Origin of the sequence: Alloalcanivorax venustensis (genome assembly GCF_047495515.1) — a bacterium.
Lineage (GTDB): Bacteria > Pseudomonadota > Gammaproteobacteria > Pseudomonadales > Alcanivoracaceae > Alloalcanivorax > Alloalcanivorax venustensis.
Map to the genome: position 1 here is coordinate 2,488,106 of NZ_CP179934.1, position 19,181 is coordinate 2,507,286.

Below are 19,181 nucleotides of genomic sequence, written 5' to 3' on the forward strand. Positions count from 1 at the left end.
GACCCTTACTCATGAGCGACGCACAAGCAAACACCGAATACCCGGCCACCACCCTGAACGCGAAGCTGTCCGATTTAAGCACGGAAATCAGCGCCACGGCGGACAAGCTTAGCAAAGCGGCCCAGGGCGCGGTGACCCGGCTCAGCGAATCCGGTAACGAATTCTTTCAGGAGCTGATCAAAAGCGGCGAATCCCTGCGGGCCAAAACCGGCAAGAGCGGCGACGCGGAACAGTGGCGCGCGCGCCTGGCCCACACCCTCGGCCTGCCCACCCGGGACGAAATGGACGCCCTCAACAAAAAGCTCGACCGCATCAACCGCAAGGTCAATAAACTGGCCCGCGAACAAAAAGCGAAATGATCCTGCCTGACCGGGCCGTGCCGGCCCGGTCGCTTTCCCGTCATTGACTGGTCGGCGTCAATCACGTTGACTTCCGCTATGTCTGATTCCCATCCGCCTTCCCTGCATTCACTGACCGTGGCCTCGTTCTGGATCGAGTACCTGCTCGACGCCGCGTTGCACTCGGGCGTGGACCTCAGCGATGCCCTGGTGCGTCTGGGGGTGAGCGAGGCGGAGCTGGAATCGCCCCGGGCCCGGGTGCCGTTGAAGGTCGAAAACCGACTGTTCGAACTGGCCCTGGAAGGCAGCGGCGACCCCTTGTTCGGGCTGCACATGGGCGAATGCATCCGGCCACGCTTCATGGGCGAGCTGGGCTACGCCAGCATGTCCAGCGCCACCCTGCGCGACGCCATCGAACTGATGATCCCGTTCGCGCGGGTGACCACCGAATTCGCCGACCTGCGCTTCGAGTGGCACGATAATGAACTCTGGCTGATCCTCGATACCCCCTTCGAGGACCTGCCCACCTCGCCGCACCGGGTGGACGCCTTCTACGCCGGCGCGGTGGTGTTCGGCCGCTGGATTCTGGGCGCCGAGCTAAACCCCATGGCGGTGCACTTCCGGCACCCGCCCCACGGCGACAGCGGCGAATACCAGCGCCTGTTCGGCTGCCCGGTGTCGTTCTCCCAGCCCTGCAACGCCCTGGTCATCGACGAAGCCCTGCTGGATCTGCCGCTGCGTGACGCCGATCCGGAGGTGAACCGCATCGCCCGTTCGCGGATGCAGCGGGCGGTGACCCAGTACCGGGCCCGCGACAACCTGCTCGAGCAGGTGCGCCTGGAAATCCAGCAGCGGCTGGTGGACGGCGTGCCGCAGCTGGAACCGATCGCCGAGCGCCTGGGCGTCAAACCCTGGACCCTGCGCCGCCGGCTGCGCGCGGAACAGGCGGACTTTTCCACCCTGCTGGAAGAAGAGCGGCGCCGGCTGGCCTGCGACTGGCTGCTGCACAGCAACCGCTCGGTGAACCAGATCGCCCTGGATCTGGGCTATTCCGAACAGAGCGCCTTCAACCGCGCCTTCAAGCGCTGGTTCGGCGTCACCCCGGTGAGCTACCGGGACAGCGGCGGCCACTGAGACGCCGGTTTGGCGCCGATCCGCACCGATCCGTGCGCTCGCCCATCAGCTACTCTATAATGCGCGCGGCCCGGGGAACCTCCGAATGCGCACTTCCTAGCCAAGGTCGTATTCAGAGGCTCCTCAGTTCTCCCGACGATTCCAAGGAGATTTTTAATGAAAGCACCCGTACGCGTAGCTGTCACCGGCGCCGCTGGCCAGATCAGCTATTCCCTGCTGTTCCGCATCGCCTCCGGCGACATGCTCGGCAAAGATCAGCCGGTCATCCTCCAGCTTCTCGAAATCACCCCCGCCCTGGAAGCGCTGAAAGGCGTGGCCATGGAGCTGGAAGACTGTGCCTTCCCGCTGGTTGACGGCATCGTGCAGACCGACGACGCCAAGGTGGCGTTCAAGGACGCCGATTACGCCCTGCTGGTCGGTGCCCGTCCGCGCGGTCCGGGTATGGAGCGCAAGGACCTGCTGGAAGCCAACGCGGCGATCTTCTCCGCCCAGGGCCAGGCCATCAACGAAGTCGCCAGCCGCGACATCAAGGTGCTGGTGGTCGGCAACCCGGCCAACACCAACGCCCTGATCGCCCAGCGCAACGCGCCGGACATCGATCCGCGTCAGTTCACCGCCATGACCCGCCTGGACCACAACCGCGCCATGGCGCAGCTGGGCAACAAGCTGGGCAAGAGCATCAACGACGTTAAGAAGATGACCATCTGGGGCAACCACTCCTCCACCCAGTACCCGGATCTGCACCACTGCGAAGTGGACGGCAAACCCGCCATCGATCAGGTCGAGCAGGACTGGTACGAGAACGACTACATCCCCACCGTGCAGCAGCGCGGCGCCGCCATCATCAAGGCACGGGGCGCGTCCTCCGCCGCGTCCGCCGCCAACGCCGCGGTCGACCACATGCGCAGCTGGGCGCTGGGCAGTGACGACGGCGACTGGGTGTCCATGGGCATCTACAGCGACGGCTCCTACGGCATCCAGGAAGGTCTGATCTATTCCTACCCGTGCGTTTGCAAAAACGGCGACTGGGAAATCGTTCAGGGCCTGGAAGTGAATGACTTCTCCCGCGAGCGCATGACCGCCACCGAAACCGAGCTGGCCGAAGAGCGCGACGCGGTGAAGCATCTGCTGCCGTAAGTGATCCCGGTTTCCTGACGAAACCGTCGATCAAAAAAAGGGCCTCCATTCGGAGGCCCTTTTTTTAGCGCTGCATCTGGTGCATTTGCGCGCGCTCCACGTAATCCTGATACGCGGGCAGCGCCACGGCGCTGATCATGCCGATCCACCCCACCATCACCAGCAGCATGATCACCAGAGCGGCGATCAAACCACCGCCGTTGGGGGTCGGCGCGGGGCCGTACCGGTTATCGCCGTCGCTGCCGGGAACGAACAGCATCGCCAGTGCCATGACGACGTTGGCCAGCGGTACGAACATCAGCAGGATCAGCCAGCCGCTCACGTTCATATCATTCAGCCGGCGCACGCCGTAAATAATGCTCATCACGGCCGCGAACACACCACCCACCGCGAGCACCAGCATCATCACCGAGAACATCACGCCGCCGGGCTCCGAAGCGGGCGGCCCGGCGATCGCGGCGACCGCCGCCACGGCGGCGAATACCAGGTAAACGATCAGGGTAATGGTGAGGGCATAGACGAAGTAGCGCACTCTGCCGAGACGGCCCTTTACCTGGAATAAGCGAGGCTGATAACGGCGTTCTGATCCGGTCTCCAGATCCGACCCCGGCGCGGCATAAGGCTGGTTCATGGTGTTCCCCCCTGGTTTTAGTTGCTTGTGTGTTCCAGCGGCGCGCTCTCCGCCCGGGCGGAGACGGCGCGCAGAATGTCGCAGCGGCTCAGCTGCCCCACCAGCCGCTGGCCGTCCACCACCGGCAGGCAACGGCGGTGGTTACGAAGAAACATCTCCGCCGCTTCCTGAACCGTGGCGTGACAGTCGAGGCGGTTCACTTCACGGCTCATATAGTCGGCCACCAGACCGATGCCGGTCTGGTGATAGCCCGCGTCCAGAGCGCCCTTCAACCCGTCGGATTCGGAGAACATGCCCACCAGCCGGCCCTGTTCCACCACCGGCGCGCCGGCCAGACCCTGGGCCAGCAACACGGCAATGGCGTCGGTGACCGACATGGAGGGGGAGAGCAAGAAAGGGTCGCGGATCATGTAATCCCTTACCTGTAATGTATTCAACATGGCTTCGTTCCCTGGAAGCGTTTTAATAAAGCCTACCGTCAGGCCTCGCGCACGGCCACCCCGAGTTGGCCGATGCGGCGCCCCCAATAGCCGTCCGGCGTGGCGCGCCAGGCCTGGCGGTGCAGCCAGGCGAGGCTGTCCGCGTCGCGGGCCAGCGCGTTGAGCTGGAAGCGGTTAAGCGTGGCCGGCCCCTGCTCCAGGCAGCGTTGCGCCCACTGGCGCAGGGTATCCGGCTCCACGGTCCGGCGGTGGCGCGCCTGGGCCCGGTGCAGACGGTTGAGGCGCGGATCGATCACCGCCACCTCGAAGGCGCTTAGCGGCGTGGGGTTGAGCGGCGCCGGCTCGGCCACCGTGCTCACCAGCGGGATCAGGCGCTGCTCTTCCGGCGTCAGCAGCAGACCGCGCTCGCGCAGCCACCGGCCGATCGCCACCCGGCTCAGCAGGACCGAAGTGGGCGCCGCCAGGATCAGCGGCAAGGCCACCGGCAGCGACCAGTAAAAGAACATCGGATCCAGCCACAGGGCCAGCGCCGCCCAGCCCGCGGCCAGCAGCGTGCCCGGTGCCTGGCTGATCAGCGCCTGGAGCCAGCCGGTTTCATCGGTGCGGTTCTGGCCGCCCCAGTGCAACGACACGTTGAACAGCGCCTCCAGCACATAGCGGCTGTGCGCCAACATGCGGATCGGCGCCAGCAGCATGGACACGAACAGCTCCAGAAACACCGACAGCAGCAGCTTCCAGAAGCCGCCGAACTGACGCCGGCCACCGCTGAGCAGCACATCCGCCACCGCCAGGAATTTCGGAAAAAACAGCAGGAAAAAGGTACTCAGGATCATCGCCACCGCCCAGTGCGGGTGCCATTCCGGCCACACCGGGAACATGCTGTTCTGCGGATCCGGGAAGTAATCGATCGGCCACAGCGTCAACCGCGTGGCCTCGATGCTGGTGAGCACCAGAAACACGAACCACACCGGCGACGCCAGATAGGAAAGGATACCGTTGATAAACGCCATGCGGTGCGCGAAGCGGATGCGGCGGCCGAAGAACAACAGCCAGATGTGCTGCATGTTGCCCTTGGTCCAGCGCCGGTCACGGGTGAGCTCGTCCACCAGGGTGGGTGGCGACTCTTCGTAGCTCTCGTGCAACTCCGGCTCCATCCACACCTGGTAACCGGCGCGGCCCATATAGGCGGCCTCGACGAAGTCATGGCTCATGATCGAGCCTTTGAACAGGCCGAACCCGGACAAGCGGCGCAGGCCGCAGTGCGCCATGAACGGCTCGGTGCGGATAATGGCGTTATGGCCCCAGTAGGCCGCTTCACCCAGTTGCAGCGCGGCCAGGCCGGTGCTGAACAGGGGCCCGTAGATGCGGTTGGCGAACTGCTGAAAACGGGCGAACGCGGACCGGGCGTTGATCAATGAGGGGCTGCTTTGCAGAATGCCGATGCGCGGCGCCAACTCCATGTGCCGCACCATGCGCACCAGGGTGTCGCCCCCCATCACGCTGTCCGCGTCCAGCACCACCATGTAGCGGTAGTCGGCGCCCCAGCGGCGCAGAAAATCGGCCACGTTGCCGCTTTTGAAGTTCAGGTTCACCGGCCGGTGCCGGTAGAACAAACGGCCTTCCAGGCCCAGCTCCCGGCACAGCGCGTACCAGCCGGCCCGTTCCGCCAGCCACACGTCCGCGTCACGGCTGTCGGAAAGAATATAAAAATCGAAATGATCCAGCTGACCGCTGGCGCGCAGGGATTCCACCGTGGCGCGCAGGCCGGCCAGGGTGCGGTCCACCGGCTCGTTGTAGATCGGCAGCACCAGCGCGGTGCGGGCCAGGGGCGTGGCGGCCAGGGTGGCGGCGTCATGCCGGCGCGCCAGCGATTGCGGATCACCGCCCCGGCGGCGCATGTAGAAGCCCAGCATGGCGGTCCAGAAGCCCACCGAGATCCAGGCGAACAGCAGCGCGAACAACAGCAGAATACTTTGTTCCAGCAGATCCCCGCCGTGGTAAGGCAGCACCGACAGCATGCCGTAAACACCGGCCAGGGTCTGGCTGACCACCAGCAGGGTAAGCACCGTGCGGCGCATCACCGCCACCGCCTTCCAGCGGCCGGTGAGGTCGGGCACCGATTCCGCCTCGCCGGCCCCGCTCATAGGGAATCCGCGTAATGAACGCTGGCGTGGTGCAGCGGTGGTGTTTGCGGGGGCAGCGCCTCTTCCGGCAAGGGAAAGGTGTCCGGCAGCCGCTCCATCACCCGGGCCAGCAGCCGCTGCTCCCCCTCTTCCAGGGCGCTGTCCACCAGCCGCAGCGCGCGCCGCGCCACCTCCGGCGTCACCCTGATTCCGGACAGGCGCAGATAGGTGAGCGCCCGCGCCAGTGTCTCTTCCACCTCGTGATACGGCATCAGCGGGCCTCGCCCAGAATGTCGTTGTCGGCGGGGATGTCATAGGACCAGGTTTCGGAAACCGCCTCCTCCTCGTTCTTGAGGAAGGCGCGCAACGCCAGCGGCTGGCCCTCCGCCGGCTTCGCCAGAATCGACAGCCGCCAGCGATTCACCGGGCTGAGGAATTCGACGAAATGCTCGATCACTTCGGCGTCGCCGCCGGCGGTCACGGCGCTGGTCACCGGCGCGTCGGCGGACAGATCCTTCAGCGGCCCGCCGGCGAAATCCACGATCACCCGGTAGGCGCCCTCCACGGTGCCGCCGCCGACCCGGTTGCCGTCGCCGACGAAGGTTCTCTCGGCGCGCGCCCGGTCGCCGCCGCTCACCGACGGCCCGCCCACCTTGAGGGAATAATCGAACGACAGCGACTGGCCTTCGCGGACCGGCTCGTCCGGGGTCCAGAACGCCACGATGTTATCGTTGGTTTCGTTGTTGGTGGGCAGTTGCACCAGCACCACCCTGCCCTTGCCCCAGTCGCCCTTGGGCTTCACCCAGGCACTCGGGCGGCGATGATAGTTGGCGCCGTAATCCTGGAAATCCTCGAAGTTGGTCTGCCGCTGCATCAAGCCGAAGCCCTGCACCGATTCGGTCTGGAAATAGTCCAGTTTCAGGCTTTTCGGATTCAGCAGCGGCCGCCACAGCCACTCGCCGCTGACCCCGTTATGAACCAGCAGGCCGCCGGAATCGTGCACCCGGGGCCGCCACTCGCCGCGCGGACGGGCGGTGTTGCCGCCGTAGAAAAACATGCTGGTGAGCGGCGCGATGCCCAGTTTCTCGATGTCGCTGCGAATGAACAGACGGGACTGCACGTCCATCACGGTGTTATCGCCGGTGCGCACGTCGAACCGGTAGGCGCCGGTGAGGCTGCGGCCGTCCAGCAAGGCATACACGGTCATGGTTTCCGACTTGGCGTCCGGGCGCACCAGCCAGAATTCCGTGAACGAGGGAAACTGCTCGCCGGAGGGCAGCCCGGTGTTCACCGCCACGCCCCGGGCGGATAAGCCGAAGCTGTTGTCACGGCCGACGGCGCGGAAGTAGCTGGCGCCGGCGAACACCAGAAACTGGTTGCGGCTGTCCGGGCCCTGCAACGGATAGGTGAGCTTGAAGCCGCCGTGGCCGAGATCCGCGGGGATACGCTTGGCCAGCTCTTCGTTGGTGTAGCTGTAGTCGGTTTTGTTGTAGGTGATCGGGCGGACACCCTCGGCATCCACTTCGTGGAGCACCACCGGATGCTTGAAGTACAGGCCCGGCGACATCAGCATCACCTGGAAGCGGGCGTCGCTTTTGATCCAAAGGCTGTTTTCCGGCTTGAAGCGGATGCCCTGGTACTGCTCGTAGGTGAGCTCACGGAGAAAGGCGGGAATGGGCGTCGGTGCCTGGTAGGATTCATCGGCCAGCGCCCTGGCCTTGTCGATCACATCCTCAAAAGAGAACCCCGACGCCGGAAGCGGCAAGGCCGCCAGGGCCAGCCACAGCATCAGCATCGGCCACCAACGAAAACGCTCCATGTATACAACTCCGCTGCCTGATGTCGCCGAGCCTGGACCGGCTCGACGCCGCTATCATCAGACAGATGTTAACCGTGTGACAACCGGGCGGACGGGGATAAACGTCAATAAACTATAAATTTTCGCAAAACCCGCCCGCGCCCCTTTAAATCAGGGCCTTGGGGGCGGTGATCACACCGTTGTTGTCGGCGTAGACGAACTCGCCCGGGCGGAACGTCACCCCGCCGAAGGTGATGTCGATGTTCAGCTGGCCCTCGTCCCGGCGCACCGATTTGATCGGCACGCAGCCCAGGGACAGCACGCCGATATCCAGCTTGGCCAGTTCATCCACATCGCGGCAGGCGCCGTGGATGATCACGCCTTCCCAGCCGTTCTTCACCGCGTTCTCGGCGATCATGTCGCCGATCAGGGCGTTGCGCAGGCTGCCGCCGCCGTCCACCACCAGCACCTTGCCTTTACCGTCGGTGCCCAGGTGTTCCTTGACGCGGGAATTGTCCTCAAAGCATTTCACCGTGACGATTTCACCGCCGAAGGCGCCGCGGCCCCCGTAGCTGAACCAGTTAAGGCCGGTGACCACGGACACCAGGTCCGCGTTGTCGTCGCACAAATCACAGGTGACGAAACTCATCTTTACTCCTTCTACGTTAAGACACAGCCCGTGGGTATTTTTCACGAAACTTGCCGGCGTACACCACGAAATCGCGGAAGCGCACCCGGTAGACCCCGGTGGCCGGGCCTTCCAGCGCCATGCCCACCAGCGCCTCGGCGACCCGCTCGCCGCTCACCGGCAGCCAGTGCGCGTCGGTCCAGCGGGTGATCGGGTCGATGATTTTCGAAAAACGAATCCCGAACGCTTCCACCGGACGCGGCCGCTCCCGCTCGCCGAGCAGCAGAGACGGCTGGAACAGCGCCAGCAACGGCAGCTTCAGTGCTTTCAGTTCGCGTTCCGCCTGCCCCTTGGTGCGCGCATAGAAAAACGGCGAATGGGCATTGGCATTGACCGCCGACACCATCATAAAGCGCTGCACGCCGGCGTCGCGCGCCGCGCGGCCCACCGCGGTGATCAGATCCAGGTCCACCGCGCGGAACGCTTCCTTGGAGCCGGCCTGCTTCAGGGTGGTGCCGAGCGCGCAGAACACGTCGTCGACCTGAAAATATTCGGTTTCCTTGTCGAATTGCGCCGGCTCCACCACCTTCTCGATCAGTTTCGGATGGTCGATCCCCAGCGGCCGGCGCGTCAGCACCCGTACTTCCTGGTAGGCGTCGCAATCCAGCAGCAGGCGCAAACAGTGCCCGCCAACCAGACCGGTGGCGCCCAACAGCAGGGCCCGTCGGCTCATGGCAGTTCCCTCGTTGTTGTCATTCGTCGTCGTTACCTTCCCCGTCGGTATCCACGTCGTGGAGCAACCAGCGCCGCAGCACGGTTTCCAGCTCTTGAAGATGCACGGGTTTGGCGAGAAAGTCATCCATGCCGGCGGCCAGACACTTGGCCTGAACGCCCTCGGCGGTGTTGGCGGTGATCGCGATCACCGGGGTGCGGGTGCGCTCCGCGGCCTGCTCTCTTTCGCGCAGGGTGCGGGTGGCGGTGAAGCCGTCCAGCTCCGGCATCATGCAGTCCATCAGGATCAGATCGAAGCTTTCCTGCTCCAACAGCGCGAGAGCGGTTTCCGCGTTATTGACCGTCTTAACCTGGTAACCGAGCTTGCCGAGCATGCCACGGGTGACCAGCTGGTTGACCTCGTTGTCTTCCACCAGCAACAGCCGGTAAAGCCTGCGGCGCTCGCGCTCTTCCGGGGTTTCGGTGGGCAGGTCCGGCACCGGCATCTGGCGCGGCACGCCCAGCAACTTGCCCAGTGCCACGCGCAACCCGGTGCGATGAACCGGGCGCACCAGCACCACCAGCCCGTGCTTGTCCACCAGCCGCTGCACCGCCGGCTCGCCGCGCTCTTCGATGGCGCAGATCAGCATCAGTTTCACCGGCCGCAGCCCGGGGTCTTCCAGCACGGTGCGGCACAGGTTCAGCGCCGATTCCCGGCGCCCGTGGGTGTCCACCAGCAGCAACTCAAACTCGCTGTGCTCGCGGTGACCGGCGCGCACCGCCTGCAACGCCTGGTCGTAATCCCGGGCGCCCTGGCAGTAGCTGCCCAGTGCTTCGAACTCCTCCTGCAGACAGGCCAGGGAGCCGCTGCTGGTGCCCACCGCCAGGCCCTGCACCTGGCCCACGGCGCCGGCCAGCTTGGTGCTCTCGCTCATGTTCGCCTGCATGCCCAGGCGCACCGTGAACCAGAAGGTGGAGCCTTCGCCGGGATTGCTTTCGGCGCCGATCATACCGCCCATGGCCTCGATCAAACCCTTGCAGACCAGCAGCCCGAAGCCCGCGTGCCGGGTGCTGAAGGCGTCCTGGGCACCGGCCAGGAACTGATCCTCGAACAGATGCTTGAGGGTCTCGGTGTCCATGCCCTGGCCCTGGTCACTGACCCGCACCCGCAGCACGCCGTCGCTTTCCCCTTCGGTGGTGAAATCCACGTCCAGGCGTATTTCGCCGCGCTCGCTGAATTTGATCGCGTTGCTGAGCAGATTGGTGAGCACCTGCAGCAGACGGTCCCGGTCGCCGCGCACCCGTTTCGGCAGCATGCGGTCCACCACCGCCGACAGCTCCAGATTCTTGGACTGGGCCATGGGGCCGAAGGCTTCCAGGGTCTGCTCCAGGGCGCCGCGCAGGTCGAAATAGTCCGGGCTCAGGGTGATGCGCCCGGTGAGAATCCGGGAGTAGTCCAGCACGTCGTCGATCAGGCTGATCATCAGCTTGCCGCTCTGCCCCGCCACCTGCAGGTATTCCTGCTGCTCATCACTGAGCCGGGTGTCCTCCAGCAGCGACATCATGCCCATCACCGAATTCATCGGCGTGCGCAATTCATGGGCGAGCCGGTATACCAGGCTGAGCTGGATGTCGGTGTTGGCCGGCAGGTCCCGGCGCCGCTCGGGGGAACCACGGCGCTCGCGGGTGACCGCGTGCCAGAACAGCTCGTACTGGCCCCGGTAAAGACGGAACAGATAGAAGGTGTAGGAGGTGACCAGCAGGCCCAGCAGCCACTCCTGCAGCCCGGCGGCCAGGAACAGCGAGGCGATCAGCGGCAGGAACATCAGCAGGATATACACCTGCCGCACCCGCAGGCCGGCCATCCAGGAGCTGCCCAGCGCGGTGGTCACACCGACGTTATAGAGGATCACCACGAAGACGTTGAAGCCGGTGCCGACCCGCCACACCAGCCAGGCGGGCAATACCCCCCAGACCAGGGCGTGCAGAATCAGGCCGAGCGCGAACAGCCGGCGCCAACGCGCCGGCCCGGCGCCGTAGAGGGCGTCAAAGCGCGCCACCAGCCACAGCCGGTAGGCGGTCACCAGCACCACGGCGCCGCCGGCGATCAGCGTCTCCAGCTCGTAAGCCCGGTACACACCGCCCCAGGCGGTCACCAACGCATAAACCACAAGGGCCGCCAACACCCCCATCAGAGAGTTCTTGGCGGCCCCGTAGTCGACTCGTTTCAGAACCTTGCGATCTTTTCGGTAAATCACCCGTCCACCATCCTCGGACGAAGAAGGCGCTAAAGGTAACACCGTCCAACCGGACAGGCCACTTTACGTTAACGTAAACTTCCCCTAATCTTTTCCGCCATGACACTCAAGCAAAGCTACGGCATCGGCGAGCTGGCACGGGAATTCGACGTGACCACGCGCACCATCCGTTTTTACGAAGACCAGGGCCTGCTCACGCCCCGCCGGCGCGGCCAGACGCGCATTTATTCGCCGGCGGATCGGGTCGCCCTGAAGCTGATCCTGCGCGGTAAACGCCTGGGCTTCTCGCTGGCGGAATCCGGCGATCTGATCCGCCTCTACCAGCCCACCGGCGACAACCGCCAGCAGCTCGGTGCCCTGCTTGAAAAAATCGAAGAGAAACGTACCCAGCTACAACAGCAACTGGTCGACATCCAGATCATGCAACAGGATCTGGACGCGGCCGAGGAACGCGCCAGGCAGGCGCTGAAGGAATTGGAGGAAAGCGATGTTTAACGGCGGCCTGGATTTTCAGTTCGACGACACCCTCACCGCGCTGCAGGACAGCGCCCGCGCCTTCGCCCGCAAGGAGATCGCACCGATCGCCGCGCGCGTGGACCAGGACAACCTGTTCCCCAACGAGCTGTGGAAGAAGCTCGGCGATCTGGGCGTGCTGGGTGTCACCGTGGGCGAGGAATACGGCGGCGCCGGCCTGGGCTACCTGGCCCACACCCTGGTGATGGAGGAAATCTCCCGGGCCTCCGCGTCCATCGGCCTGTCCTACGGCGCCCACTCCAACCTGTGCGTGAACCAGATTTATCTCAACGGCAACGACGCCCAGCGCCAGAAGTACCTGCCCAAGCTGGTCAGCGGCGAGCACATCGGCGCGCTCGCCATGAGCGAGCCCGGCGCCGGTTCCGACGTGGTCAGCATGGGCCTGCGCGCGGAAAAGAAAGGCGACCGCTATCTGCTCAACGGCAACAAGATGTGGATCACCAACGGCCCCGACGCCCACACCTATGTGATCTACGCCAAGACCGAACCGGACGCCGGCCCGCGCGGCATCACCGCCTTTATTGTCGAGCGCGACTTCCCCGGTTTCTCCCGCGCCCAGAAGCTGGACAAGCTGGGCATGCGCGGCTCCAACACCTGCGAGCTGGTGTTCGAAAACTGCGAAGTGCCGGAGGAAAACATTCTCGGCGAACTCAACCAGGGCGTGCGCGTTTTGATGAGCGGCCTGGACTATGAGCGCACCGTGCTGTCCGGCGGCGCCACCGGCATCATGCAGGCCTGCCTGGATGTGGTGCTGCCCTACGTCCATGAGCGCAAGCAGTTCGGCCAGGCGATCGGCGAATTCCAGCTGATGCAGGGCAAGCTCGCCGATATGTACGTGACCCTCAACGCCAGCCGCGCCTACCTCTACCAGGTGGCGCGCAACTGCGACGCCGGCCACAGCAGCCGCAAGGACGCCGCCGGCGCCATCCTCTACTGCGCCGAGAACGCCACGCAAATGGCCCTGGACGCGATCCAGTGCCTGGGCGGCAACGGCTACATCAACGAATACCCCACCGGCCGCCTGCTGCGCGACGCCAAGCTCTACGAGATCGGCGCGGGCACCAGCGAGATCCGCCGCATGCTGATCGGCCGCGAACTGTTCAACGAGACCGCCTGAGCCATGCCCAAAATCATCAGCCAGCTCAACAAAAGCGCGCCGGAATACGGCCAGTACCGCGAACACAATCTGGCGCTGCGTGACACCCTGAAGGAAAAACTCGACCGCATCGCCCATGGCGGCGGCGAGGCCGCCGAAGCGCGCCTGCGCGACAAGGGCAAGCTGCCGGTGCGCGAGCGCATCCAGCACCTGCTCGACCCGGGCTCCCCTTTCCTGGAGCTGTCGGCGCTGGCCGCCGACGGCGTCTACCCCGGTGAGGACGTGCCCGCCGCCGGCTGTGTCGGCGGCATCGGCCGGGTGGCCGGCGTGGAGTGCATGATCGTCGCCAATGATCCCACGGTGAAAGGCGGCAGCTACTACCCGCTGACTGTAAAAAAACATCTTCGCTGCCAGGCGGTGGCCGCCGAGAACCGTCTGCCCTGCGTCTACCTGGTGGACTCCGGCGGCGCCAACCTGCCGCGTCAGGACGAAGTGTTCCCGGACCGCGATCACTTTGGGCGTATCTTTTTCAACATGGCCAATATGTCGGCGCGCGGTATTCCGCAGATCAGCGTGGTGCTGGGCTCCTGCACCGCCGGCGGCGCCTATGTGCCGGCCATGGCCGACGAAGTGATCATGGTGCGCAACCACTCCACCGTGTTTCTGGCCGGCCCGCCGCTGGTGAAAGCCGCCACCGGCGAAGTGGTCAGTGCCGAGGAGCTGGGCGGCGCCGCCCTGCACGGCGAGCAGTCCGGCGTCGCCGACCATCTGGCCGACGACGAACCCCATGCGCTGGACCTGGCGCGCCGCTGCATCGACCGGCTCAACTGGCACAAGCCGGAACAGCTGGAGGTGCGCCCGGCCCGGCCGCCGGCCTATGAGCCGGACGAACTGTACGGCCTGATTCCGCCCACCACCCGCTCGCCGATGCCGGCCCGGGAACTGATCGCGCGCATCGTCGACGATTCCGACCTGGACGAATTCAAGGCCAACTACGGCACTACCCTGGTCACCGGCTTCGCCCGCATCCACGGCTTTCCGGTGGGCATTCTCGCCAACGACGGCGTGCTCTATTCCGAGTCCGCGCTCAAGGGCGCTCACTTCGTGGAGCTGTGCAACCAGCGCAAGATTCCGCTGCTGTTCCTGCAGAACATCACCGGCTTCATGGTGGGCAAGAAATACGAAGCGGAAGGCATCGCCAAGCACGGCGCCAAGATGGTCAACGCGGTGGCCTGCGCCAGCGTGCCCAAGTTCACCGTGATCACCGGCGGCAGCTTCGGCGCCGGCAACTACGGCATGTGCGGGCGCGCCTACGACCCGCGCTTTATGTTCATGTGGCCCAACGCGCGCATCTCGGTGATGGGCGGCGAACAGGCCGCCAGCGTGCTCACCCAGGTAAAAGCCGCGTCGCTGAAAAAGAAAGGCGAACACTGGAGCGACCAGGACGCCCAGCGTTTTCAGGACGACATGACCGCCCAGTACGAAACCATGGCGCAGCCCTGGTACGCCAGCGCGCGTCTGTGGGATGACGGCGTCATCGACCCGGCGGACACCCGCGAAGTTCTCGGCCTGGCCATTTCCGCCAGCCTCAATGCACCCATCGAAGAGACGCGCTACGGCGTGTTCCGCATGTGAGGGAGACAACCATGAGTGTGCAAACCACCCGCCGGGGCCCGGTCACCCACATCACCCTGAACAACCCGGACAAACGCAACGCCTTCGACAACACCATCATCGAAACGCTGATCGACGCCTTCCAGCAGGCCGGTGGCGACGATGGCCGGGTGATCGTGCTGGACGCCGCCGGCAAGCATTTCTCGGCCGGCGCCGACCTCAACTGGATGCGCGCCATGGGCGCCCTCGACGAGCAGGAAAACCGCGCCGACGCCCTGCGCCTGGCCACCCTGATGGACACCATCGACCGGGCCGGCAAACCGGTCATCGCCCGGGTCCAGGGCGCCGCCTACGGCGGGGCCCTGGGGTTGATCTGCGCGGCGGACATCGCGGTGGCCGCCGACGACGCCCGCTTCTGCCTCAGCGAAGTGAAGCTGGGCATTCTGCCGGCGGTGATCGCGCCCTATGTGGTGCGCGCCCTGGGCGCCCGCCAGGCGCGCCGCTACGTCATGACCGCCGAAGTGATCGACGCCCCCCGCGCCGGCCGGCTCGGCCTGGTCCACGAAGTGGTGCCGGCGGCGGAGCTGGACGCCACCGTGGACAAACTGGTGACCGCCCTGCTCGACGGCGCCCCCGAAGCGCAACGGCGCGCCCGCGAGCTGGTGCACCGCGCCGACGACAGCGACGTCAGCCACGGGTTGATCGAGTACACCGCCAACCTGATCGCCGAGCTGCGCACCGGCGCGGAAGGCCAGGAGGGCCTGGGCGCCTTCCTGGAAAAACGCCCGCCGAACTGGAAACCGAACCGGAACTGACCATGGCCGCCATCAACACGCTATTGATCGCCAACCGGGGCGAGATCGCCCGGCGCATTATCCGCACCGCCCGCGAGCTGGGCCTGACCACGGTGGCGGTGTACTCCGACATCGACGCCGACGCGCCCCATGTGCGCGAGGCCGACCGCGCCGTGCGGCTGGGCCCGGCGCCGGCCCGGGACAGCTACCTGGACATCGACAAGGTGATCCGCGCCGCCCGCGACAGCGGCGCCGACGCCATTCACCCCGGCTACGGCTTTCTGTCCGAGAACACCACCTTCGCCGACGCCTGCGCGGACGCCGGCCTGATCTTCGTCGGCCCCGGCGCCGAGGCCATCCGCCTGATGGGCGACAAGGCCGCCGCCCGCCAGCACATGGCGCAAAGCGGCGTGCCGGTGCTGCCCGGCTTCGACCGGGAAGGCGCCGACGACGCCACCCTGATCGCCGAGGCCGACAAGGTCGGCTTCCCGCTGCTGATCAAGGCGGTGGCCGGCGGCGGCGGCAAAGGCATGCGCGCGGTGGACAACGCCGCCGGCTTCGAGGAAGCCCTGGCCGCCGCCCGCCGCGAGGCGCGCAACGCCTTCGGCGACGACCGGGTGCTGCTGGAGCGCTACCTGCCCACCGCCCGCCACGTGGAAGTGCAGGTGTTCGCCGACAACCACGGCAACGCGGTGCACCTGTTTGAACGCGACTGCTCGGTGCAGCGCCGCCACCAGAAAATCATCGAGGAAGCCCCGGCCCCCGGCCTCACCGAGGCCCAGCGCCGGGATCTCGGCGACGCGGCGGTGCGCGCCGCCCGCGCCATCGACTATCGCGGCGCCGGCACGGTGGAGTTTCTGTTCTCCCCCGAAGGCGAATTCTTCTTCATGGAGATGAACACCCGCCTGCAGGTGGAGCACCCGGTCACCGAGCTGATCACCGGCGAGGATCTGGTCGCCTGGCAACTGGCCGTGGCCGAAGGCCGGCCGCTGCCGAAAAGCCAGGAGCAGATCCAGCGCCACGGCGCCGCCATGGAGGTGCGCCTGTACGCGGAGAACCCGTACCAGCAGTTCCTGCCCTCCGCCGGCCGCCTGGACCAACTGCGCTGGCCGGAACAGGTGCGCGTGGACAGCGGCTTCGAGGCCGGCGACCGGGTCAGCGACCATTACGACCCGATGATCGCCAAGCTGATCAGCCACGGCGGCGACCGTGACCAGGCCCGCCGCCGGCTGGTGGCGGCCCTGGACGACCTGGCCATCAGCGGCGTGCACCACAACGCCGCCTTTCTGCACCGGGTTCTGAGCAGCCCGGTATTCGCCGACGCCGAGCTGGACACCCGCCTGCTTGAGAAACACTCGGACCTGATGACGCCGGCGCCGGCGGACAGCGACCTGGTCGCCGTGGCCGCCGCCGGCGCCGTGGCCCGACGGCCCGCCACCGGCAACGACCCCTGGGGCGCGCTGCCGGGTTGGCGTCCGCTGGGACAAAAGCGCACCCTGATCCCATTGCGGGTGGGCGAGCAGGCCCACACCGTGGTGCTCGACAATGACCAGGCCCGGGTGGACGGCGGCGAGCCCGCGCCCTTCCACCTGCGCCGCCGGGGCACCGCCTTTGAGCTGCACTGGGGCGAGCGCCGCCTGGCCGGTCACCTGATCGAACCCCAGGATGGCGACGCCCGACATACGGCGGTCTTCGTGCACGGTCAGGATTACCCGGTGGAGATACACCCGGCCCGGGAGAGCGACCGCGCCGGCGGCCAGGACGGGTTCATCGCGCCCATGAGCGGCACCATCGTCGCCTGCCATGTGGCAGCGGGCGCCACGGTGGCCGCCGGCGACGCGGTGATCACCCTGGAAGCCATGAAGATGGAGCACACCCTGCGCGCCGGTGCCGCCGGCACCGTGGAACGCTTCCACGTGGCCGATGGCGACAGCGTCGCCGAAGGCACGCTCCTGGTTGATTTCAATTCGCTGGATTCCGAAACGGAGGCACAATGACAACAACCCCGACCCCGCTCTGGCAGCCCGATGAAAAGCGGCTCAACGAAGGCCAGCCCGCCGCGTTCCGCGCCCGCGCCGAACAGCTGGCCGGCACGCCGCTCACGGATTACCGGGACCTGCACCGCTGGTCGGTGACGGAGCCGGAGGCGTTCTGGAATCTGGTCTGGGATTTTTGCGAACTGCGCGGCCATAAAGGCGAGCGGGTGCTGGCGCCGTCACCGGTGTTCCGCCACAACCGCTGGTTCCCGGACGCGCGCATCAACATGGCCGAGAACCTGCTGCCCCGGCACGACACCCACACCGCCCTGGTGAGCATCGACGAGGGCGGCCGCCGTGACCAGATCAGCTACAACGACCTGCACGTGGCCGCCGGCCAGGTGGCCGCCCAGCTGCGCGCCGCCGGCGTTGAGCCCGGCGACCGGGTCGCCGGCTACATGCCCAACCGCATCGAAACCGTGATCGCCGCTCTGGGCTGCGCCTGGATCGGCGCCATCTGGTCGTCCTGCTCGCCGGACTTCGGCGTCGAGGGGGTGCTCGACCGCTTCGGCCAGATCGAACCCAAGGTGCTGTTCGCCTGCGACGGCTACCAGTACAACGGCAAGTGGATCGAGCTGGATGAACGCATCCAGGCGCTGCATGAAAAACTGCAGCCGGAATTGCTGATCGTGATTCCCGGCCGCGGCGACACCAGCGCGGTGCGCCAGGCGCTCAACTGGCGCGACTGGCTGGCCGCCGCCGGGGCGCCGCCGGCCTTCGCCGAGCTGCCGTTCGACCATCCGCTTTATATTCTCTATTCCTCCGGCACCACCGGCGCGCCCAAGTGTATCGTGCACGGCACCGGCGGCGCCCTGATCCAGCACGCCAAGGAACACCGCCTGCACGGCGACCTGGGCGCCGACGACGTGCTGTTCTACTTCACCACCTGCGGCTGGATGATGTGGAACTGGCTGGTCAGCGGCCTGCAGACCGGCGCCACCCTGGTGCTCTACGACGGCAACCCGGCCTACCCGGACGCCACCCGCCTGTTCGATGTGATCGACGCGGAGAAGATCACCCACTTCGGCACCAGCGCCAAGTTCGTGCAGGCGGTGGAAAAAGCCGGCGCCGTGCCCCGCGACAGCCACGACCTGTCCACCCTGCGCACGCTCTACTCCACCGGCTCGCCGCTGCTGCACGAGAGCTACGACTTCCTCTACGAAAAGGTCAAACCGGACCTGCTGGTGAGCTCGATTTCCGGCGGCACCGACATCATTTCCTGTTTCGCGCTGGGCAGCCCGCTGGTGCCGGTGTACCGGGGTGAACTCCAGTGCCTGGGCCTGGGCCTGGACGTGGCGGTCTATAACGACGACGGCGAGCCGGTGGTCGGCGAAAAAGGCGAGCTGGTGTGCCGCGCGCCCTTCCCCGCCTGCCCGGTGGCGTTCTGGAACGACCCGGACGAGGAGCGCTTCCACGGCGCCTATTTCGATCGTTTCGAGAATGTATGGGCCCACGGCGACTACGCCGAGATCGTCCCCCACGACGGCCACGACGGCCTGGTGATCCATGGTCGCTCCGACGCCGTGCTCAACCCCGGCGGCGTGCGCATCGGCACCGCCGAAATCTACCGCCAGGTGGAAACCCTGGAGGAAATCCGCGAGGCCATCGTGGTCGGCCAGCAGTACGACGGCGACGTGCGCGTGGTGCTGTTCGTGGTGCCCGCCGAGGGCATCGAACTGACCGACGAGCTGCGGAAAAAAATCCGCACCACCATCCGTGCCGGCGCCAGCCCGCGCCATGTGCCGGCGGTGATTCTCACCGTGCCGGAAATTCCGCGCACGGTGAGCGGCAAGATCGTCGAGCTGGCGGTGCGCGATGTGGTGCACGGCCGCGAGGTGCGCAACCGCAACGCCCTGGCGAACCCGGACGCGCTCGCCCACTTCGCCGACCGGCCCGAGCTGGCCTGATC

The 19,181-nt window shown here is 66.3% G+C and carries 17 protein-coding genes; 9 read left to right on the plus strand and 8 right to left on the minus strand.

Translation table 11 applies throughout. From position 1 onward, the window contains the following. Positions 1 to 11: 11 nt before the first annotated feature. The 3 genes from ACMG4O_RS11670 (at position 12) to ACMG4O_RS11680 (ending at position 2,609) form a co-directional block, all read left to right on the plus strand. Positions 12 to 359, plus strand: coding sequence for a poly(hydroxyalkanoate) granule-associated protein (locus tag ACMG4O_RS11670; protein ID WP_335628923.1), 348 nt, complete (start codon positions 12 to 14; stop codon positions 357 to 359). Between the two features lie 78 nt (positions 360 to 437). Next, positions 438 to 1,472 (plus strand): AraC family transcriptional regulator, encoded by a 1,035-nt coding sequence (locus ACMG4O_RS11675; protein WP_335628924.1) that lies wholly within the window; start codon positions 438 to 440, stop codon positions 1,470 to 1,472. A 156-nt stretch (positions 1,473 to 1,628) separates the two neighbouring features. Then, positions 1,629 to 2,609, plus strand: a complete 981-nt coding sequence (locus tag ACMG4O_RS11680) for a malate dehydrogenase (protein ID WP_142948818.1) — start codon at positions 1,629 to 1,631, stop codon at positions 2,607 to 2,609. A 64-nt stretch (positions 2,610 to 2,673) separates the two neighbouring features. Here the strand turns inward: ACMG4O_RS11680 and ACMG4O_RS11685 are convergent, their stop codons facing one another. From ACMG4O_RS11685 to ACMG4O_RS11720, 8 genes are all read right to left on the minus strand, one after another. Continuing rightward, positions 2,674 to 3,240 (minus strand): DUF805 domain-containing protein, encoded by a 567-nt coding sequence (locus ACMG4O_RS11685; RefSeq protein WP_335628925.1) that lies wholly within the window; start codon positions 3,238 to 3,240, stop codon positions 2,674 to 2,676. 17 nt (positions 3,241 to 3,257) lie between these two features. After that, positions 3,258 to 3,680, minus strand: a complete 423-nt coding sequence (locus ACMG4O_RS11690; RefSeq protein WP_142948820.1) for a CBS domain-containing protein — start codon at positions 3,678 to 3,680, stop codon at positions 3,258 to 3,260. Between the two features lie 38 nt (positions 3,681 to 3,718). Beyond that, the gene (mdoH, locus tag ACMG4O_RS11695; RefSeq protein ID WP_414433829.1) at positions 3,719 to 5,824 is read right to left on the minus strand and encodes a glucans biosynthesis glucosyltransferase MdoH; all 2,106 of its coding nucleotides are present in this window, start codon (positions 5,822 to 5,824) and stop codon (positions 3,719 to 3,721) included. Further along, positions 5,821 to 6,075 (minus strand): hypothetical protein, encoded by a 255-nt coding sequence (locus ACMG4O_RS11700; RefSeq protein WP_228548183.1) that lies wholly within the window; start codon positions 6,073 to 6,075, stop codon positions 5,821 to 5,823. The genes mdoH and ACMG4O_RS11700 overlap by 4 nt, the downstream gene beginning before the upstream one ends. Beyond that, positions 6,075 to 7,622 (minus strand): glucan biosynthesis protein G, encoded by a 1,548-nt coding sequence (locus ACMG4O_RS11705; protein ID WP_414433830.1) that lies wholly within the window; start codon positions 7,620 to 7,622, stop codon positions 6,075 to 6,077. The genes ACMG4O_RS11700 and ACMG4O_RS11705 overlap by 1 nt, the downstream gene beginning before the upstream one ends. Before the next feature lie 145 nt (positions 7,623 to 7,767). Further along, on the minus strand, positions 7,768 to 8,250 hold the full coding sequence (gene rraA, locus ACMG4O_RS11710) for a ribonuclease E activity regulator RraA (RefSeq protein ID WP_142948823.1): 483 nt from the start codon (positions 8,248 to 8,250) through the stop codon (positions 7,768 to 7,770). Positions 8,251 to 8,266: 16 nt separating this feature from the next. Next, on the minus strand, positions 8,267 to 8,962 hold the full coding sequence (locus ACMG4O_RS11715) for an NAD(P)H-binding protein (RefSeq protein ID WP_142948824.1): 696 nt from the start codon (positions 8,960 to 8,962) through the stop codon (positions 8,267 to 8,269). A 19-nt stretch (positions 8,963 to 8,981) separates the two neighbouring features. Further along, positions 8,982 to 11,111 (minus strand): response regulator, encoded by a 2,130-nt coding sequence (locus ACMG4O_RS11720; RefSeq protein WP_255442442.1) that lies wholly within the window; start codon positions 11,109 to 11,111, stop codon positions 8,982 to 8,984. A gap of 186 nt (positions 11,112 to 11,297) precedes the next feature. On the opposite strand from ACMG4O_RS11720, the gene ACMG4O_RS11725 reads away from it, so the two are divergent. The 6 genes from ACMG4O_RS11725 to ACMG4O_RS11750 are packed head-to-tail and all read left to right on the plus strand — an operon-like array spanning position 11,298 to position 19,179. Further along, positions 11,298 to 11,693, plus strand: coding sequence for a MerR family transcriptional regulator (locus tag ACMG4O_RS11725; RefSeq protein WP_142948825.1), 396 nt, complete (start codon positions 11,298 to 11,300; stop codon positions 11,691 to 11,693). Then, entirely contained in the window at positions 11,686 to 12,849 is a 1,164-nt protein-coding gene (locus ACMG4O_RS11730) for an isovaleryl-CoA dehydrogenase (RefSeq protein WP_142948826.1), read from the plus strand. The genes ACMG4O_RS11725 and ACMG4O_RS11730 overlap by 8 nt, the downstream gene beginning before the upstream one ends. Before the next feature lie 3 nt (positions 12,850 to 12,852). Next, complete coding sequence (locus ACMG4O_RS11735; RefSeq protein ID WP_414433831.1) at positions 12,853 to 14,463, plus strand: carboxyl transferase domain-containing protein; 1,611 nt, start codon at positions 12,853 to 12,855, stop codon at positions 14,461 to 14,463. An 11-nt stretch (positions 14,464 to 14,474) separates the two neighbouring features. Next, positions 14,475 to 15,257, plus strand: a complete 783-nt coding sequence (locus ACMG4O_RS11740) for an enoyl-CoA hydratase/isomerase family protein (RefSeq protein WP_142948828.1) — start codon at positions 14,475 to 14,477, stop codon at positions 15,255 to 15,257. A gap of 2 nt (positions 15,258 to 15,259) precedes the next feature. Then, positions 15,260 to 17,233 carry a biotin carboxylase N-terminal domain-containing protein gene (locus tag ACMG4O_RS11745; protein ID WP_414433832.1) on the plus strand — a complete coding sequence of 658 codons (1,974 nt, stop codon included), beginning with the start codon at positions 15,260 to 15,262 and terminating at the stop codon, positions 17,231 to 17,233. Continuing rightward, the gene (locus ACMG4O_RS11750; RefSeq protein WP_414433833.1) at positions 17,230 to 19,179 is read left to right on the plus strand and encodes an acetoacetate--CoA ligase; all 1,950 of its coding nucleotides are present in this window, start codon (positions 17,230 to 17,232) and stop codon (positions 19,177 to 19,179) included. The genes ACMG4O_RS11745 and ACMG4O_RS11750 overlap by 4 nt, the downstream gene beginning before the upstream one ends. Positions 19,180 to 19,181 lie beyond the last annotated feature (2 nt).

Bases quoted from the DNA above. Each gene is read 5' to 3' on its own strand.
- ACMG4O_RS11715 (WP_142948824.1), bottom strand. From the start codon at position 8,962: ATGAGCCGACGGGCCCTGCTGTTGGGCGCCACCGGTCTGGTTGGCGGG.
- ACMG4O_RS11705 (WP_414433830.1), bottom strand. From the start codon at position 7,622: ATGGAGCGTTTTCGTTGGTGGCCGATGCTGATGCTGTGGCTGGCCCTG.
- ACMG4O_RS11700 (WP_228548183.1), bottom strand. From the start codon at position 6,075: ATGCCGTATCACGAGGTGGAAGAGACACTGGCGCGGGCGCTCACCTAT.
- mdoH (WP_414433829.1), bottom strand. From the start codon at position 5,824: ATGAGCGGGGCCGGCGAGGCGGAATCGGTGCCCGACCTCACCGGCCGC.
- ACMG4O_RS11750 (WP_414433833.1), top strand. From the start codon at position 17,230: ATGACAACAACCCCGACCCCGCTCTGGCAGCCCGATGAAAAGCGGCTC.
- ACMG4O_RS11745 (WP_414433832.1), top strand. From the start codon at position 15,260: ATGGCCGCCATCAACACGCTATTGATCGCCAACCGGGGCGAGATCGCC.
- ACMG4O_RS11735 (WP_414433831.1), top strand. From the start codon at position 12,853: ATGCCCAAAATCATCAGCCAGCTCAACAAAAGCGCGCCGGAATACGGC.
- ACMG4O_RS11730 (WP_142948826.1), top strand. From the start codon at position 11,686: ATGTTTAACGGCGGCCTGGATTTTCAGTTCGACGACACCCTCACCGCG.
- ACMG4O_RS11670 (WP_335628923.1), top strand. From the start codon at position 12: ATGAGCGACGCACAAGCAAACACCGAATACCCGGCCACCACCCTGAAC.
- ACMG4O_RS11680 (WP_142948818.1), top strand. From the start codon at position 1,629: ATGAAAGCACCCGTACGCGTAGCTGTCACCGGCGCCGCTGGCCAGATC.
- ACMG4O_RS11675 (WP_335628924.1), top strand. From the start codon at position 438: ATGTCTGATTCCCATCCGCCTTCCCTGCATTCACTGACCGTGGCCTCG.
- ACMG4O_RS11690 (WP_142948820.1), bottom strand. From the start codon at position 3,680: ATGTTGAATACATTACAGGTAAGGGATTACATGATCCGCGACCCTTTC.
- ACMG4O_RS11740 (WP_142948828.1), top strand. From the start codon at position 14,475: ATGAGTGTGCAAACCACCCGCCGGGGCCCGGTCACCCACATCACCCTG.
- ACMG4O_RS11685 (WP_335628925.1), bottom strand. From the start codon at position 3,240: ATGAACCAGCCTTATGCCGCGCCGGGGTCGGATCTGGAGACCGGATCA.
- rraA (WP_142948823.1), bottom strand. From the start codon at position 8,250: ATGAGTTTCGTCACCTGTGATTTGTGCGACGACAACGCGGACCTGGTG.
- ACMG4O_RS11725 (WP_142948825.1), top strand. From the start codon at position 11,298: ATGACACTCAAGCAAAGCTACGGCATCGGCGAGCTGGCACGGGAATTC.